Annotated in this window: 11 protein-coding genes; 10 read left to right on the top strand and 1 reads right to left on the bottom strand. The window is 46.1% G+C overall.

Annotated elements, in window-relative coordinates; all coding sequences use genetic code 11:
- Positions 1 to 22: 22 nt before the first annotated feature.
- On the bottom strand, positions 23 to 1,318 hold the full coding sequence (locus OX890_RS07725; protein WP_126491386.1) for a sugar MFS transporter: 1,296 nt from the start codon (positions 1,316 to 1,318) through the stop codon (positions 23 to 25).
- A 267-nt stretch (positions 1,319 to 1,585) separates the two neighbouring features.
- Here OX890_RS07725 and OX890_RS07720 point away from each other — a divergent pair, with 267 nt between their 5' ends.
- The 10 genes from OX890_RS07720 (at position 1,586) to OX890_RS07675 (ending at position 16,694) form a co-directional block, all read left to right on the top strand.
- Positions 1,586 to 2,941 (top strand): GH1 family beta-glucosidase, encoded by a 1,356-nt coding sequence (locus OX890_RS07720; protein ID WP_126491385.1) that lies wholly within the window; start codon positions 1,586 to 1,588, stop codon positions 2,939 to 2,941.
- A gap of 10 nt (positions 2,942 to 2,951) precedes the next feature.
- The gene (locus tag OX890_RS07715) at positions 2,952 to 4,277 is read left to right on the top strand and encodes a glycoside-pentoside-hexuronide (GPH):cation symporter (protein ID WP_126491384.1); all 1,326 of its coding nucleotides are present in this window, start codon (positions 2,952 to 2,954) and stop codon (positions 4,275 to 4,277) included.
- A 58-nt stretch (positions 4,278 to 4,335) separates the two neighbouring features.
- A complete protein-coding gene (locus tag OX890_RS07710; RefSeq protein ID WP_006080715.1) occupies positions 4,336 to 5,343 on the top strand; it encodes a LacI family DNA-binding transcriptional regulator in 1,008 nt (335 codons plus the stop codon).
- 551 nt (positions 5,344 to 5,894) lie between these two features.
- Positions 5,895 to 8,891 (top strand): TonB-dependent receptor, encoded by a 2,997-nt coding sequence (locus OX890_RS07705; protein ID WP_126491383.1) that lies wholly within the window; start codon positions 5,895 to 5,897, stop codon positions 8,889 to 8,891.
- Between the two features lie 247 nt (positions 8,892 to 9,138).
- On the top strand, positions 9,139 to 10,770 hold the full coding sequence (locus OX890_RS07700; protein WP_268650376.1) for a tryptophan halogenase family protein: 1,632 nt from the start codon (positions 9,139 to 9,141) through the stop codon (positions 10,768 to 10,770).
- Between the two features lie 58 nt (positions 10,771 to 10,828).
- A complete protein-coding gene (locus OX890_RS07695) occupies positions 10,829 to 11,551 on the top strand; it encodes a SapC family protein (protein ID WP_268650375.1) in 723 nt (240 codons plus the stop codon).
- Positions 11,552 to 11,564: 13 nt separating this feature from the next.
- On the top strand, positions 11,565 to 12,584 hold the full coding sequence (locus OX890_RS07690; protein WP_268650374.1) for a cupin-like domain-containing protein: 1,020 nt from the start codon (positions 11,565 to 11,567) through the stop codon (positions 12,582 to 12,584).
- Positions 12,585 to 12,604: 20 nt separating this feature from the next.
- A complete protein-coding gene (locus OX890_RS07685) occupies positions 12,605 to 14,116 on the top strand; it encodes a tryptophan halogenase family protein (RefSeq protein WP_268650373.1) in 1,512 nt (503 codons plus the stop codon).
- 9 nt (positions 14,117 to 14,125) lie between these two features.
- The gene (locus OX890_RS07680; RefSeq protein WP_268650372.1) at positions 14,126 to 14,899 is read left to right on the top strand and encodes a DUF6445 family protein; all 774 of its coding nucleotides are present in this window, start codon (positions 14,126 to 14,128) and stop codon (positions 14,897 to 14,899) included.
- 241 nt (positions 14,900 to 15,140) lie between these two features.
- On the top strand, positions 15,141 to 16,694 hold the full coding sequence (locus OX890_RS07675; protein ID WP_259582400.1) for a peptide MFS transporter: 1,554 nt from the start codon (positions 15,141 to 15,143) through the stop codon (positions 16,692 to 16,694).
- Positions 16,695 to 16,721 lie beyond the last annotated feature (27 nt).

Here is a 16,721-nt window from a genome sequence, read left to right as displayed (position 1 = left end):
TAATCGTCGTGTTTTAATTAATTTAAAATCTTGGTCTTGGGGCATCACAGCCCTTGGCGCCGTAATAGGCGATAAAGCCATAACAAAGCAGCGGTAAAATAAAGGCCAATTGGATACCAAAATGATCGGCTAACATACCTTGGAATAAGGGCACAATCGCGCCGCCCACTATCGCCAAACATAAAATGCCAGAACCTTGGCTGGTGTGTTGTTCAAGATCTTGTAATGCCAAGCTAAAAATAGTCGGGAACATAATAGAGTTACATAACCCGACTAACAGTAAGGCCCACATCGCCATCGCCCCTGTACTCAACATGGCTAAGGCCACCAGCAAGCAAGCACAAATTGCATTAAAGGCTAATACTTTGCCGGCCTTGATTTTTTGCATCACGGCCGCGCCAATAAAACGCCCAACCATAGCGCCACCAAAATAGTAGGCAATATAATGCGCGGCTTCGGCATGGGTGTAACCGCCAATATCAGGCTGAACTAAAAAGCTAATCAGAAAACTGCCAATGGCGACTTCTGCGCCCACATACACAAAAATCCCCACGCTACCGAGAACAAGATGCGGAAATTGCCATGCACTGCCCAGCACTTTAGCACTGCTCGCTGGCAATTTTTGCCCCAAAAAAGGCAGCTTTAACAGCATAAAAATCACCGCCAACACAAATAAACTGGCCGCTAAAATCAAATAGGGAACTTGGACTGTGCTCGCTTGAGCCGCAGCGCTGACTACAAGGTCAGGAGCAGCCTTTCCTGTCATTTGATGTGAAGTCGATAAAATTAACCAACTACCAAAAAACGGAGCAACTGTGGTGCCAAAGGAATTAAACGCTTGGGTCAGAGTGAGTCTCGATGACGCGGTTTTTGCAGGTCCCAGCACGCTGACGTAGGGATTAGCCGCCACTTGCAGAATGGTAATGCCAGAGGCTAAAACAAAAAAAGCGCCTAGGAACATCCAATACGAAGCGAAACTCGCTGAAGGATAAAATAATAAGCAGCCTAAACACGCAATACCAAGCCCAGTGACTATGCCTTTTTGATAACCAATCTTACCTACAAGTGCACCCGCAGGGATTGAGACAATGAAGTAAGCCCCAAAAAAACAAAACTGCACCAACATGGCTTGGGCGTAATTCAACTCAAACATACTTTTTAAATAAGGTATCAAGATATCGTTAAGACACGTAATGAATCCCCACATAAAAAACAACGAGGTTAAGGCCACTAAAGCAAACCTAAAGTTGCCACTCTGATGCACACTCGTTGCCGACTCACTCATTGCACTCGCCTCAGTTTCATTTGCAATAGCCATATTTGCCCTATTCTCCCCAACCGATTACCTAGATAAAAACGTTTAATCTTCTTAGTCAAAATGGCGTGATTAATTTATCCGAATCACATATTGACCTTTTTATGATTAGTCACTAACCTCGATGTAAGCGCTTTCATTGTTAACATGTCGATAACCAAAGTCAATATTTTTAGTGACAGTCGGCAAGCATCTTTAATCTCTTTATCTTGAACTCTGTGTTTTAAATCGCAGGCATGAATTCAAAAATATAATTAAGTGACTGAATATATGAAAATATCTTTACCAAAAAACTCAAGACTCCAAAGCAAAGCGTTTACTTTTGGTGTGGCGACCGCTTCATTTCAAATCGAAGGTGGCGTGGACTCTCGCCAGACCTGTATTTGGGACACCTTCTGTGCAACACCAGATAAAATCCGTGATGCGTCCAATGGCGATATCGCCTGCAACCACTTGAATCTATGGCAAGAAGATATCGCCTTAATCGCGTCACTCGGGGTGGATGCCTATCGTTTTTCAGTCGCATGGGGGCGGGTATTAAATCAAGATGGCAGCATTAATCAGCAAGGAGTTGATTTCTACATTGGCATTCTAGACGAACTAAAACATAGAAATATCAAAGCATTTGTCACGCTTTACCATTGGGATCTTCCTCAACATATTGAGGACCAAGGCGGCTGGTTAAACCGAGATACCGCTTATCTTTTCAAAGACTATGCCGACAAAATAAGCCAAGCCTTCGGCGACCGAGTGTATTCCTACGCCACCTTAAACGAACCCTTTTGCAGCTCATATTTAGGCTATGAGGCAGGCATTCACGCCCCCGGCTTAATGAAAAAAGCCTATGGCCGTCAATCGGCTCACCACCTGTTACTCGCCCACGGTTTAGCGATGCAAGTACTGCAAAGGAACAGCCCAAACAGCATGAATGGCATAGTGCTTAACTTCACGCCCTGCTACGCATTAACCCAAAATGCTGCCGATATTCAAGCCGCAAAACAAGCCGATGATTACTTTAACCAGTGGTATATCAAGCCCATTTTCGATGCGGCATACCCAGAGCTTCTCGCGACATTAGCGCCAGAAGATAGACCGGAAATTCACGACGGCGACCTTGAGATTATCAGTCAACCCATTGACTTTTTAGGGGTCAACTTTTATACCCGCGCCGTATATCAGGCCGATGCCGAACAAGGATTTGTGCAAGTTGATTTACCTGGGGTACCTAAAACCGACATAGGCTGGGAGATCTATCCACTGGCCTTTACCGATTTATTGGTTTCTTTAGATCAAATCTATGATTTACCGCCTATTTTCATCACAGAAAATGGCGCCGCCATGGACGATAAATGTATTGATGGGCGTGTCGATGACTTCGATAGGCTCAGCTATTACCAGCACCATTTAACCGCAGTAGACAATGCCATAGTACAAGGTGTTAACATTCAGGGTTACTTTGCCTGGAGCTTGATGGATAATTTTGAGTGGGCCGAAGGCTACTTAAAACGTTTTGGCATTGTCTATGTGGATTATGCCAGCCAAACCCGAACGATAAAGGCCAGTGGTCACGCCTACAGTGACTTGATTCGCTCAAGGGCCCACTTAACCAATAACAATAATAAATAAGGCTAAAGCCATGATTAGCATAAAAGAAAAAATAGCCTATGGGCTTGGCGACACCGCCAGCAACATCGTTTTTCAAACCGTTATGCTGTTCCTTACCTTTTTTTACACCGACATTTTTGGCATTTCACCCGCCTTTGTCGGCACTATGTTTCTGCTCGTACGGTTAATTGATGCCGTCACCGATCCTTTAATGGGCGCATTGGCAGATCGCACGAACACCCGTTGGGGTAAATTCAGACCCTATTTACTCTGGTTTGCCCTGCCCTTTGGGATTATCAGTGTATTGGCTTTTACGACCCCAGATTTATCTGAAGATGGGAAAATGATTTATGCCTTCGTGACTTACACAGCATTGATGATGGTATATACCGCCATTAATATCCCCTATTGCGCCTTAGGGGGAGTACTGACGGCCGATCCCAAAGAGCGGGTTTCGGTGCAATCCTATCGGTTTGTGTTCGCTATGCTCGGTGGCTTACTGGTCTCAGGACTTACCCTTCCTTTAGTCGAGTTTCTCGGTAAGGGGGACCAAGCAAAGGGCTATCAGCTTACAATTCTCGCCATGAGCATCTTAGGTGTTGCCATGTTTTTGGCCTGCTTCTGGGGCACAAAAGAGCGCTTACATCCGCCAGTGGATCAAAACTCCAGCTTTAAACAGGACTTTACCTACCTATTACAGAATGACCAATGGCGAGTGCTATCCGCCGCCGCAGTTTGCCTATTATCCGGCATGGTGTTACGCACTAGCCTCGCCATTTACTATGTGAAATATTTTCTTAACCTGCCGGATATGATCACTCTTTTCATCACCTTAGGTATGGTTGGCAATATTTTTGGCTGCATTCTCGCAGAGCCATTAGCCAAACGCGTTTGTAAGGTCAAAGCCTATATTGTGTTGCAACTCCTCGCCGCAGCCCTGTGTGTATTGCACTTTTTTGTCCCTAAAGATCAAGTCGTTCTCGCCTTCACTCTTTATATTGTCTGGGGCTTTACCTTCAATATGGCCACGCCATTACTCTGGGCTAAAATGGCGGATACGGTCGATTATGGTCAATACAAAACCGGCGTGCGTATCACAGGCATGATTTATTCCTCGGTGATTTTCTTTATCAAACTTGGAGTCGCGATTGGCGGTGCGGCGGCTGGATGGTTACTGGCAAGTTACGGTTATCAAGCCGATGTGGTTCAGAGTGAAACAACACTCAATGGCATCTTAATTTCATTTACCCTTTATCCCGCTATCGGCTCAATTTTGGTCTCATTTATCATGCGTCATTATACGCTAAATAACCAGAAAGTGGATGAAATCCATCTGGAATTAAATAGAGCCAGCTAATAAAAATATGCTAATCTTCAAGGCATTGTACTTTTCAGTACCTCTAATTTGAGATGATATGGCCACTATTTACGACGTTTCGGTACTTGCAGGCGTGTCACTTGCGACTGTGTCACGGGTGATGAATAAAAACACCAATGTCAGTGAGAAAACCAAACAAAAGGTATTAGACGCTATGGCTCAGTTGGACTATCGCCCCAATGCGATAGCCCAATCATTAGCGTCCAACTGCTCAAATAGTGTGGGCGTCCTGGTATCACAACTCGATGGCCCATTTTATGGGCCTATGATGACTGAAATTGAAGATGCCCTGCGCGATGCGGGTAAGCACGTTATTATTGCCGCGGGTAAAAGCAATGAATCCCTAGAAAAAGATGCGGTGCAATTTTTACTTGATCGCGGCTGTGATGCGTTGATTATCGACGTGGAAGCGGTTTCAGATGACTATCTTATCGATCTCTGTCAGCAGAGCACGCCAATCGTGCTGATTAACCGCTATGTTGCCGCCATACGTGAACGCTGTATTTATCTCGATAACGAGCTTGGCGGTTACCTCGCTACTCAGCATATGTTGTCGTTAGGACATAAACATATTGCTTATATATCAGGACCTTTATTCAAACTAGATGCTAGGCAGCGCCTGATGGGCCATAAAAAAGCGCTCACTGAATCGGCCATTCCCTATGAGAGTGAGCTGTTCTACGAAGGGACATTTAAAGAGTCGAGTGGTTGCGATGGCATGCGACATTTACTCAGCTTACAACGGCCATTTACTGCGGTGATTTGCGCCAATGACCAAATGGCATCGGGTGCAATTTCAACCTGCCTTGAACAAGGGCTTAAGGTGCCCGAAGATTTATCCTTCATGGGTTACGATAATATCCCGTTTCCTCAGTATATTTCCCCTAAGCTCACCTCTGTCAGCAACCCCATCCATGAAATGGGTAAAATGGCGGCGCTCTGGGTACTAAAACACGTATACAATAAAACCGATGTGGAAATTGTTAGCCGTTTCACCCCATCACTATTTATAAGAAATTCAGCAACTAAGATCATAAATAGTTAAATCACTAAGGCGTAGCCCCCCCCCCCCTAGTCTACTCATATACTTAAGTTGCCCTGATGGGGCGACCCAGTGGGCAAGGCACTGCATTTTTCGCTTGAACTCAAAGGCAAAAATAAACAGGCCCGACTCAAGCTAAGTATAAAAAACACTCAAAAACAGCAAGAGAAACTCACGCTATATTTCCCCCGCTTACGCAAAATATCCTCACACTTTATCTATTCACCAAATGGCAAAACACGCCATTACGAAGTTCATAAAGTAGAGTTAGCATGCTTTCTTTCACAAACAACATCATCAATATGTAACAAAATATAAAACTGGTTTCATTTTAAAACAATGGGTTAGAATAAACTCACGGACAAGAACAACATAATGTTGCAACAATAAAGCAACTTACCGTTGACTCTGTTGATAATTTAAACTAGCTTTATGTAAGCGCTTACATAAACCTAACTCGAACAAGAATATGAGCAAGCTGTACATAATTTGTTCTACCCAAAAACAAAATCAGAGAGTTGTAGCCTGAATATCTACTCAACGGGGAGATGTAGATGGAACTTAGAACATTTAGAAAAACCAGATTGGCCACTAGCCTTTCGCTAGTCTTAGGCGTGGGCGCTATCATGCCCGCCTATGCAGCCGATACTGACAAAAAAGAAGAAAATATTGAAGTTATTCAAGTAACAGGGATCCGCGGTAGTTTAGTCCGTTCGATGGACGTAAAACGCGGCTCAGAAGGCATTGTTGATGCCATTAACGCCGAAGATATCGGTAAATTCCCCGACAGTAACTTAGCTGAATCGCTACAACGTATTTCTGGCGTATCTATCGACCGTCAAAACGGTGAAGGTAGCCGAGTGTCGGTCCGTGGTTTTGGTGCCGATCAAAACTTAGTGCTGTTAAACGGACGTCAAATGCCCGTCACCACAGGCTCTCGTTCATTCGACTTTGCCAACATAGCGTCAGAAGCCATCAGTGCGGTTGAAGTGGAGAAAACCGCTAAGGCGGAAAATCCAACGGGCGGTATTGGCGCCACGATCAATGTGCTCACCCATAGACCGCTAAGCTCGCCAGGCATGAAGGCGACTTTCGGTGCAAAGGCCGTCGATGACTCATCCACGGATAAAGGCGCTACCACACCCGAACTTTCAGGCTTGTACTCAAATACCTTTGCCGATGATAAATTTGGGATTTCTATTTCAGGTAGCTATCAAGAAAGGGAAAGTGGTAATCAACAAGCCCAAGTCGGTACCGGTTGGCGCAGCTTCCCTGGTATCGTTGACCAAGATTACAGCGGCCCCAATGCAGAATGGGGCGGCGTTCCTAAAAACGACAATCAAGTCAATCGACCTGGCGATGATGACGTGTATAGCGTGCCACAAACCACGATTTACCGTTTTGAGGAACAGCAACGTAAACGCACCAACGGTCAATTAGTGCTGCAATACGAACCAATTGACTCGCTGCGCGCAACGCTTGATTACACTTACATGCGTAACGACATCGATACTCAAACGCACGACGTCTCGGCATGGTTCAACTTTGTGCCGTCCCAAGAAAATATTTGGAGTGATGGCCCAGTTTCATCACCACTCGTTTATTCAGAAACCTACGATGCACCCGCCGACCTTTCAATGGCTGCTGGCGATTTCGGCACCCGCGACCAAAGTGGTTCACTGGGTTTTAACTTAGCTTGGGAAGCCAGTGATAATCTGACGTTAAACTTGGATTACCATAACTCCTACGCCGAACGTACGCCTAACAATGTCAATGGCAGTACGAGCAACCTCAGTACCGCCGCCTTTATTCGTACCAGTGCAGCGACCGATTTTAGCGGTGATGTCCCAGTACTCGCCGTTGGTGGTGGAAATGCGGTTCGCCCAGAAGATATGCGCGTGACTGGTTCAACCTTTACCAATGCCGTCAATCGCTCCGAAATTGAACAGCTGCAAATGTCGGGTAAATATGATTTAGCCGAGGCGGGCAGTATCGATTTTGGTATTGCGATGTCAGACGTGAATAACCACTCCCAACAGGTTGATATTCAACGTAACGACTGGGGTGGCGTTGGTGCTGCGGGCGATTTAGACGCAGCTTGGTTCCCAACCAGTTCAGTTATCGATAAATTTGATGGTTCAAAAGGTAATTTCGCAGGTTATAACGGTAATGCATCGACAGATCCGCTAAACACTATGTTCCTTTGGGACTTTGCGGCAGTTCGTGCCCGTGCAGCAGAACTCTATGCAACGAGCATAGTGGGTGATTGTGGTAATGGCTTCTGCCCTTCTACCGATTACTCTAAAGGCACAGACCGTTTCACTGAAGAAAAATCTCAATCAGCCTATATCCAATACAACTTCGCCAGCGAAATTGCCAACATGCCCTATGACGTGCATTTTGGTTTACGCTACGAAAAAACAGATGTTGAATCGACTTCGGTTGTTTCCTCTTATGATACAGCTACTTGGATTGCAGAGTCTGAAATCGCGCTAACGAGTTCAGTGGATAATAATCGCGTTTACCAAACTCAAAAGGGTGATTACGATTACCTGCTACCCAGCTTCAACTTTAATATTGAAATGCTGGAAGATGTGTTTGTCCGCGCCGCCTTTAGCCAAACGATTGGTCGTCCTGATTACACCTCGATTCAAGGTGGCACCACAGTAGGAACGCTTGCCTATCGCAACGGTGGTAGCGGCTCTGCGGGTAACCCAAGTTTGTTACCACTTGAGTCAACAAACTACGACCTATCGACAGAATGGTATTACAACGATGCCAGTTACGTCTCAATCGGTTATTTCCGTAAAGATGTGACTAACTTTATCAGTAGTAATCCTGAAAACTCAGACATCTACAACATTCCGGATCCAGCACATGGTAAATATGTTGATGAAGCCATTGCGGCAGGTGCCACTACTGCGATTCAACAACGCCAATGGATTTATGACAAATACGGTGCAACCGATCCGAATGTGAAGATCAATCCTGATAACGGCAATATCGAGATTACCGGTAACCCAGGTGATCCTTCGTTAAACTTCCTCATTACTAACCCCACTAACAGTGATTTAAGTAATGTGATTGATGGTTGGGAGTTTTCTATCCAGCACTTCTTTGGTGAGTCAGGATTTGGTATCCAAGCCAACTACACTATGGTGGATGCGGGGGACAGCTATGATAACACTAACTTAGGTCGCCCAGGTGATGCGACCCAGAACGTGATTTTAGGGATCAGCGACACAGCAAACTTAGTCGGTATCTATGAAAACTATGGTTTCTCGGCCCGTATCGCCTATAACTGGCGTGATGAGTTCTTAAACTCAACAGGTCAAGATACTGGCTCGAACCCTAAATACACCGAAGCTTATTCGCAGGTGGACTTTAACATAGGTTATGACGTTGAAGCGGTTGAAGGTTTAACCATCTTCATCGAAGGCTTAAACATCACCAATGAAGCCACGCGTGTACACGGCCGTGCGACGGAACAAGTCCTTAACTACACCCAGACGGGTGCGCGTTACAGTATAGGCGCACGTTACACTTTCTAGTCGTACCGATTAAAGAGCAACAGATCTTTACCCTAAGGTCGTATGAGGTATGCCATAGATGCCTCATTTTTATCAGGATGACAGCAGGCTACACGGACGTAGCCGCTCTTTTTAGTCAATATGAGTAAAATAAATACTGGAAATCGCAGTAAAACTATTCAATGCTAGCGCAATAGTTAACCGCGTTAGTGATAACGAAAAAAATAAAAGCCTTTTATAAACAACAATAAAAGATAAGGCACTCGATATGCAGCAAGCAACTCACACAGCCATTAATAACATTGTCATTGTCGGTGGCGGCACAGCCGGTTGGATAACCGCTGCCCTTTTGGCCGCCGAGCATAATGTCGATAAAGGCCAGCTTGCGCACTCGCCTAAACTCAATATCACATTAATAGAATCCCCCGATGTGGCCACTATCGGCGTCGGCGAAGGTACTTGGCCTTCGATGCGTAACACCTTAGATAAAATCGGCATCAGCGAAACCGAATTTATCCGCCAATGCGACGCGAGTTTCAAGCAAGGCTCACGCTTTATTCACTGGCAGCACGATGATACTGAACATACTCAACCATTCGGTTCTAACCAATATTTACATCCCTTTAGCTTACCCCATGGCCATCAAGAGTTAGACTTGTGTCCCTTTTGGTTGCCTCACAGTGACAAGGTCAGTTTTGCTCAGGCGGTATCCAACCAAGATGCGCTGACTCAGTTAGGGCTAGCGCCTAAAACCATTGCGACGCCGGAATATCATTTTCAAAACAATTACGGCTATCACTTAGATGCGGGGAAATTTAGCCAACTGTTAATGCAGCATTGCACCGAAAAACTGGGGATCAAATACATTCGAGATCATGTCACCCAGGTTCACAGTCTTGCCAATGGCGATATCGAAAGCCTTGCGACCAAAGAACATGGCGTGATCTTAGGTGATATGTTTGTCGATTGTTCTGGCACTAAATCATTGCTGTTGGGCGAGCATTTCAACGTGCCCTTCCTCAGCCAAAAAGCTGTGCTGTTTAACGACAGCGCCTTAGCAATACAAGTCCCCTATGCCGAAGAAAATAGCCCTATCGCCTCATGCACACTCTCGACGGCACAACCCAATGGCTGGATCTGGGATATAGGTTTACCGACTCGCAAAGGCGTGGGTTATGTCTATTCATCGGCCCATTGTAGCGATGACGAGGCAGAACAAACCTTAAAAGCCTATTTAGCCAATGACACATCAACTAATCCTCAATCGGCATCCAGCAACGTGCTTGATAGTCGTAAACAAGAATATCGAAAGTTGAATATCAACCCCGGCTACCATGCAAAATGCTGGCAAAACAACTGTATTGCCATCGGCATGGCGGCAGGCTTTATTGAACCTTTAGAAGCATCGGCATTAGCCTTAGTGGAATGGACGGCGAATACCTTAGCCACGCAACTGCCAACGCATCGCGGCGTAATGGACACGATTGCCCAGCGAGTGAATGAACGCTACGAGCGCCACTGGCAGCAAATCATCGACTTTTTAAAACTGCATTATGTCGTGAGTCGACGCGAAGTGGATGGCTACTGGCGCGATCACCGGGAGGCCGCATCCATTCCTGAAAGATTACAGCAGCAACTCGACCTATGGCGTTATCAAGCGCCAAGCAGTCACGATATTAGCTACAAAGAACCCTTATTTCCGGCGGCGAGTTTCCAATATGTTCTTTATGGTATGGGCTTTAATACTGCCCAGCCCCCCCATATCAAGCCGTCGCAACAGCAAGTTGCCCAAAGACTTTTTAGTGAGAATCAGCAAAAGATCCATGCATTGAGCCAGAGCCTTCCGAGCAATCGCGACCTATTAAACAAGGTCAGGCAATTTGGTTTCCCTAAGATTTAGCACAAATAACAAGAATAACTCGCGGCAGTGAGAACCAACAAAGGACAAAGGTAACCCTATGAGCCAACACGTATTACTTAACAGCGTAGATCATAAAGATATTAAAATTATCACTGAGCGTAGTGCTAAGTACGGCGATAATGTCTGGTTCAGTGTCACTTTTCCGGCGGAGTTTCGCAGCGTACAGGCGCATTATCCGATTTTTTTCCAAAAGGATCAGGCCACAGGCCAGTTCTTTGCTGTGGCGCTTTATGGTTTTCAAAATAATGAGAATCTGTTTTTAAATAATGGCACTTGGCAGGCTTCTTATATCCCTCTCACCCTACGTCGTCAGCCGTTTCTTATTGGTCAGCAAAGCGTGCGCGAAGACGGTGTCGAGCTCAAACAAAGGGTCATACATATCGATATGGCGAGCCCAAAAGTCAGCACAACCGAAGGCGAAGCTTTGTTCCATCCCTATGGTGGGAATACGCAATATCTGGATGACATTGGGGATATGTTAGAAGGTATCCACCACGGGCTTATCGACAGTAAGCACTTTATCGATTTGCTTATCGAACATAAGTTGCTGGAATCCTTTACCTTAGATATCAAGCTCGACAATGGCCACCAACATCAAATGATGGGTTTCTATACTATTAATGAAGAAACGCTAGCGGCCCTTTCGGCAGAAGTGCTCGCTCAATTACATGCTAAAAGTTATCTAGAGGCGATTTACATGACCTTGGCCTCACAGGCAAGAGTACGTGACTTGCTTAACCTTAAAAATGCGCAAGGTTAACTAGGTCGCAGCCATGAGTCTTGATGTGATTAAACCTAAAACTAATGTCGTCAAACACCTTGAAAACTGCCCAACCGAGGAGATGCTCGCGCTGATTAAAGATGCTGAGCAGCCTTTGGTATTTAAAGGACTTTGCGCAAACTGGCCTTTAGTGAAAGCAGGGCTTGAGTCCACCGATAGCGCGATGAAGTATCTGGCCCAGTTTTACCAAGGCATGCCCGTCACCGCCTATTATCTAGCGCCTGAACATCAAGGCCGCGTATTTTATAACGACACTTTAGATGGGTTTAATTATCAGGCGGGTAAGTTAGATTTGCGGCAAATCTTCACGCAGCTCACTGTGCAGCAAGCCGCCAGTATTTATATGGGCTCAACCGATATTAATCAGTGCTTACCAGGACTTGGCGACGACAATAGTTTCAATCTTGCACCTTTGTCACCGCTCACCAATATCTGGCTTGGCAATCAAACTCGTATCGCTGCCCATTTCGACTTTCCCCATAACTTAGCCTGCAATGTCGTCGGTAGACGCACTTTTACCCTGTTTCCGCCGGAGCAAATCAGCAATCTGTATATTGGCCCAATGGAGTTTGCCCCGGGCGGCCAAGACATTAGCTTAGTCGATATGGATAATCCCGATTTTGACCGCTTTCCTAAATTTGCCAAGGCGATGGAATCCGCGCAAGTCGCCAAACTGGAACCCGGTGATGTGTTATTCATCCCCAGTATGTGGTGGCACCATGTACGCGGAATGGATGACTTTAATGTTCTCATTACCCATTGGTGGCGAGATACGCCCGGTTATCTTGGCCGCCCTAATAATGCCTTACTGCACGCAATGTTAAGTTTACGCTCCTTACCCAAGGCGCAACGTCAGGCGTGGAAAGCCCTGTTCGATCACTATATTTTTGACCATGAAGATGGCGATCTAGAGCATATTCCTAGTGCAGCCCAAGGCATGCTGACTACCCCACTCGATGAAATCAACGCCCGAAAATTGCGGGCAGATTTAACCAATAAGCTCAAACGTTAGCCCAGTTGAGGATATAAACGATGACAACAGCCATAAAAAGAGTCGTGATTGCGGGTGGCGGAACAGCCGGATGGATGGCTGCTGCGGCGCTGACTAAGTTGATGGGCAAACACTTAGAAATTGTGCTGGTCGAATCCGATGAAATAGGTACGGTCGGTGTGGGCGAAGCGACGATCCCCACATTACATATTTTCCATCGATTACTCGGCCTCAAAGAACAAGAGGTCATGGCAGCGACAAATGCGACCTTTAAACTCGGGATCTCCTTTGAAAATTGGCAGAATATCAATAAAAACTACCTGCATTCCTTTGGTTTTTTAGGTAAAGATTGTTGGGCCTGTGGTTTTCAACATTTTTGGCTGAAAGGCAAACAACTCGGCATTGTGAGTGAAATAGGCGACTACTGCGCCGAACATCTCGCCGCTCGTCAAGGACGCTTTGCCGTACTGCCAAACCAAGATTACAACCATGCTTACCACATGGACGCCAGTCTCTATGCCAAGTACCTTCGAAAAATGGCCGAACAACACGGCATTCACCGTATTGAAGGAAAAATAAAACAGGTATTACAGCATCATGATAGCGGCAATATCAAAGCGCTCGTCTTAGAGAATGACGAAACAATCGAAGGGGATTTGTTTATCGATTGCACCGGCTTTCGCGCACTGCTGATCGAACAAACGCTTAATACTGGCTTTGAAGATTGGAGCCATTATCTCCCCTGCGACAGTGCGATTGCGGTGCAAACGCAGTCAGTGGGTGCCCCTATTCCCTATACTCGCTCGATTGCCCGCGATTCGGGTTGGCAGTGGCGTATTCCACTGCAAAATCGCACGGGCAATGGCCTGGTCTTTTGCAGCAAATTTATCTCAGATGAGGATGCCACTGAGTTGCTCCTCGCTAATCTTGAAGGGGAACCGCTGAATAAGCCTAGGGTCATTAAGTTTAAAACCGGCACCCGTCGCCTGCATTGGCATAAAAACTGTGTTGCCGTCGGGCTGTCCGGCGGCTTTTTAGAGCCACTCGAATCCACCAGCATTCATTTAATCCAACGTAGTATTATCAGATTGATGCAACTATTTCCGTCGGCGGGCATAGTGCAATCCGATATTGATGAGTTTAATCAACAAACTAAACTCGAAATGGACAATATCCGCGACTTTATCATCTTGCATTACAAGGCCACGGAACGCGAGGACAGCCGTTTCTGGCGTTATTGTAAAAATATGGACATTCCAGCGTCGCTCAAACATCGTATCGAAATGTTTGCCGACAGCGGCAAAGTCTATAAATACGGTAGTGAACTCTTTGGCGAAAGCTCATGGATCCAAGTGATGATGGGCCAAGGCATAATGCCAAAACACTATCACCCGATAGTCGATGTGATGGAAGAGCCTGAACTCGAAGCCTTCTTAAACAACATTAAATCAACCGTTAAGCGTAAGGTCGAAAGCCTACCTGCCCACATCGATTTTATTCAGCACTATTGCCCAGCTGAGGTTCTAGCCAACACTAAACCTATGCCAATGTGAGGGACTGGGATGCAAACCTTAGATCGCAACGCTGATACGAATAAGCAACAGGCAACTAAGCCACAGACAATTAAGTCACAAACAGTCAAGCTCACGCCTCAGCTAGCCTATCTTGGCAATGAAAAGACGCCCTTGATTATTATCGATGATGTTGCGGCGGATCTATTGCCAATACGTGAGTGTGCCTACAACCAAGCACACTTTTCTGCCGATAACGGGTCTTTTTACCCCGGCGTGCGTGCCCCCTTGCCACAGGCCTATGTCACCGATGTACTCAATCTTGTGTACCAACTGATTTATGATGTGTACCAAATCCCTTCGAGCTTAAGCATCAAATTACAGGCATTGTATTTCTCGCTGATCAGCACCCCCGCGAGTGAGCTTAAACCGCTGCAATGCCTGCCGCATTTTGATACTCCCTCACCGCACTATTTCGCGCTGTTACACTATTTAAACGACGGTCCCCATGGCAATACGGCGTTTTTCCGCCATATTCCGACGGGCTTTGAGCGGATAAATGAAGAGCGTATGCCAGACTACTTTAAGTCGGCTCAGCCTCTGGTCGATGACATTACTCGCCATCCGTCGGGCTATTGTGTTGAAAGCGACAGTCATTATGAGATTTATCATCAAGTCGAGTATCGCCCGAATCGTTTAGTGATTTATCCCGGTAATTTGCTGCATTCCACCTTAGTGAACCCACAAACCGATATTGATGCCAACCCAAGAACAGGCCGGCTAACGAGCAATATTTTTATCGAGTTTAAACCCTCAGTCCGCTAACTCAGCGATATATAAAGTGTTATCTCACTGTTACTGATGCTGACGACTTTAGGTTTAGCTGGGTTTATCTGCGCGCCCAAAATCATTGCTTACACAACTTAGCACCTTAAACATACATTAAAATTCATCAATTCATTTGTAACAAAGTCTGTTTTGCCAGTCTCTGCCATTGGTTTGCTTGGGTTATCGCCTTATACTTTTGAGCTCAAATATTAAAACAACAATGTTGGAAGCAAGCGATATGACTATTGGGACTGCTCCGGTAAGTAAAACACATTCATTTATGACTGTGTCTCTTATCGAATTATGGGAACGCTTTGGTTATTACGGCATGCAAGCGCTGATTGTGTACTTTATGGTGCAGCGCCTTGGCTTTGATGACTCACGGGCAAACTTAGTATGGAGTGCCTGTGCGGCGCTCATTTATGTATCACCGGCGATAGGTGGCTGGGTTGGGGATAAGATCCTCGGCACTAAACGCACTATGCTGCTGGGTGCGGGGATTTTGTCTCTGGGTTATGCGCTGATGGCCGTACCCACTGAAAATACGTGGTTTATGTTTTCGGCGCTCGGTGTGATTGTGGTCGGTAACGGGCTGTTCAAACCCAATGCCGGTAACTTAGTTCGTAAAATTTACGAAGGTGACGATTCTAAAATCGACAGTGCGTTTACCATCTATTATATGGCGGTCAACGTGGGCTCGACCTTCTCTATGTTGCTGACGCCTTGGATTAAAGATTATGTCAACGCCCAGTATGGCAACGAGTTTGGCTGGCATGCCGCCTTTGCCGTGTGTTGTGTCGGTATATTGGTGGGGTTAGGCAACTATGCACTTATGCGTAAGAGTTTAGTCCATTACGGTTCTGAGCCCGATACTCGCCCAGTGAACAAGAAAAACCTCGCGATTGTATTGGGTCTATCCGCATTGTCGGTTGTCGCTTCAGCCATTATTTTGGAATATGAAGCGGTTGCCCGTGTCTTTGTTTACGCCGCTGGCGTAGCCGTATTGGCCATTTTCTTCCACTTGATCCGCACCAGCGAAACCAGTGAACGAGCGGGACTGATTGCGGCGCTGATCCTCACAGTGCAAACCGTGTTCTTCTTTATCTTCTATCAACAAATGTCGACTTCGTTGGCGCTGTTTGCCTTGCGTAACGTGGACTGGGATTTCCAAATTTTTGGTACCCATTTGTGGACTTGGTCACCGGCCCAGTTCCAAGCATTAAATCCATTATGGATTATGGTGTTAAGTCCAATCTTAGCGTGGAGTTATTCGTGGGCGGGTCGTAATGATAAAGACTTCTCTATCGCGGCGAAATTTGCCTTAGGTTTTGCCGTTGTGGCGATTGGCTTCTTTATCTATGGCTTTGCCGGACAATTCGCCGTCAACGGTAAAACCTCTTCATGGATCATGATCTGGGGCTATGCCTCTTACTCTTTAGGCGAATTGCTGGTGAGTGGTCTTGGTCTTGCCATGATTGCCCGCTACGTGCCTGCGCGTATGGGCGGCTTTATGATGGGCGCCTATTTCGTCGCCTCAGGTATTTCACAGTATCTGGGCGGTGTGGTCGCTAACTTCGCCAGTGTGCCAAAAGATTTAGTCGATCCACTGCAAACCTTGCCCGTATACACCAGCCTATTTAATAAGTTGGGTATCGCGGCTGTGGTCTGTACCTTTATCGCCCTTGCGGTATTGCCGCTAATGCGTCGCCTGACTGAGACTCACCATTCACATAATAATACTGAGAATGAAAGTGCTGCGGCATCGCTACGGGATGTGAAAGCCGAGCAGTAATGCTCGACTGACAATAGCGATTTATCT

It is taken from the genome of Shewanella sp. DAU305, assembly GCF_026802235.1.
Classification (GTDB): Bacteria; Pseudomonadota; Gammaproteobacteria; order Enterobacterales; family Shewanellaceae; genus Shewanella; species Shewanella baltica.
The sequence above is the reverse complement of the archived record's forward strand: the minus strand, read 5'-3'. Positions and strand labels throughout refer to the sequence as shown.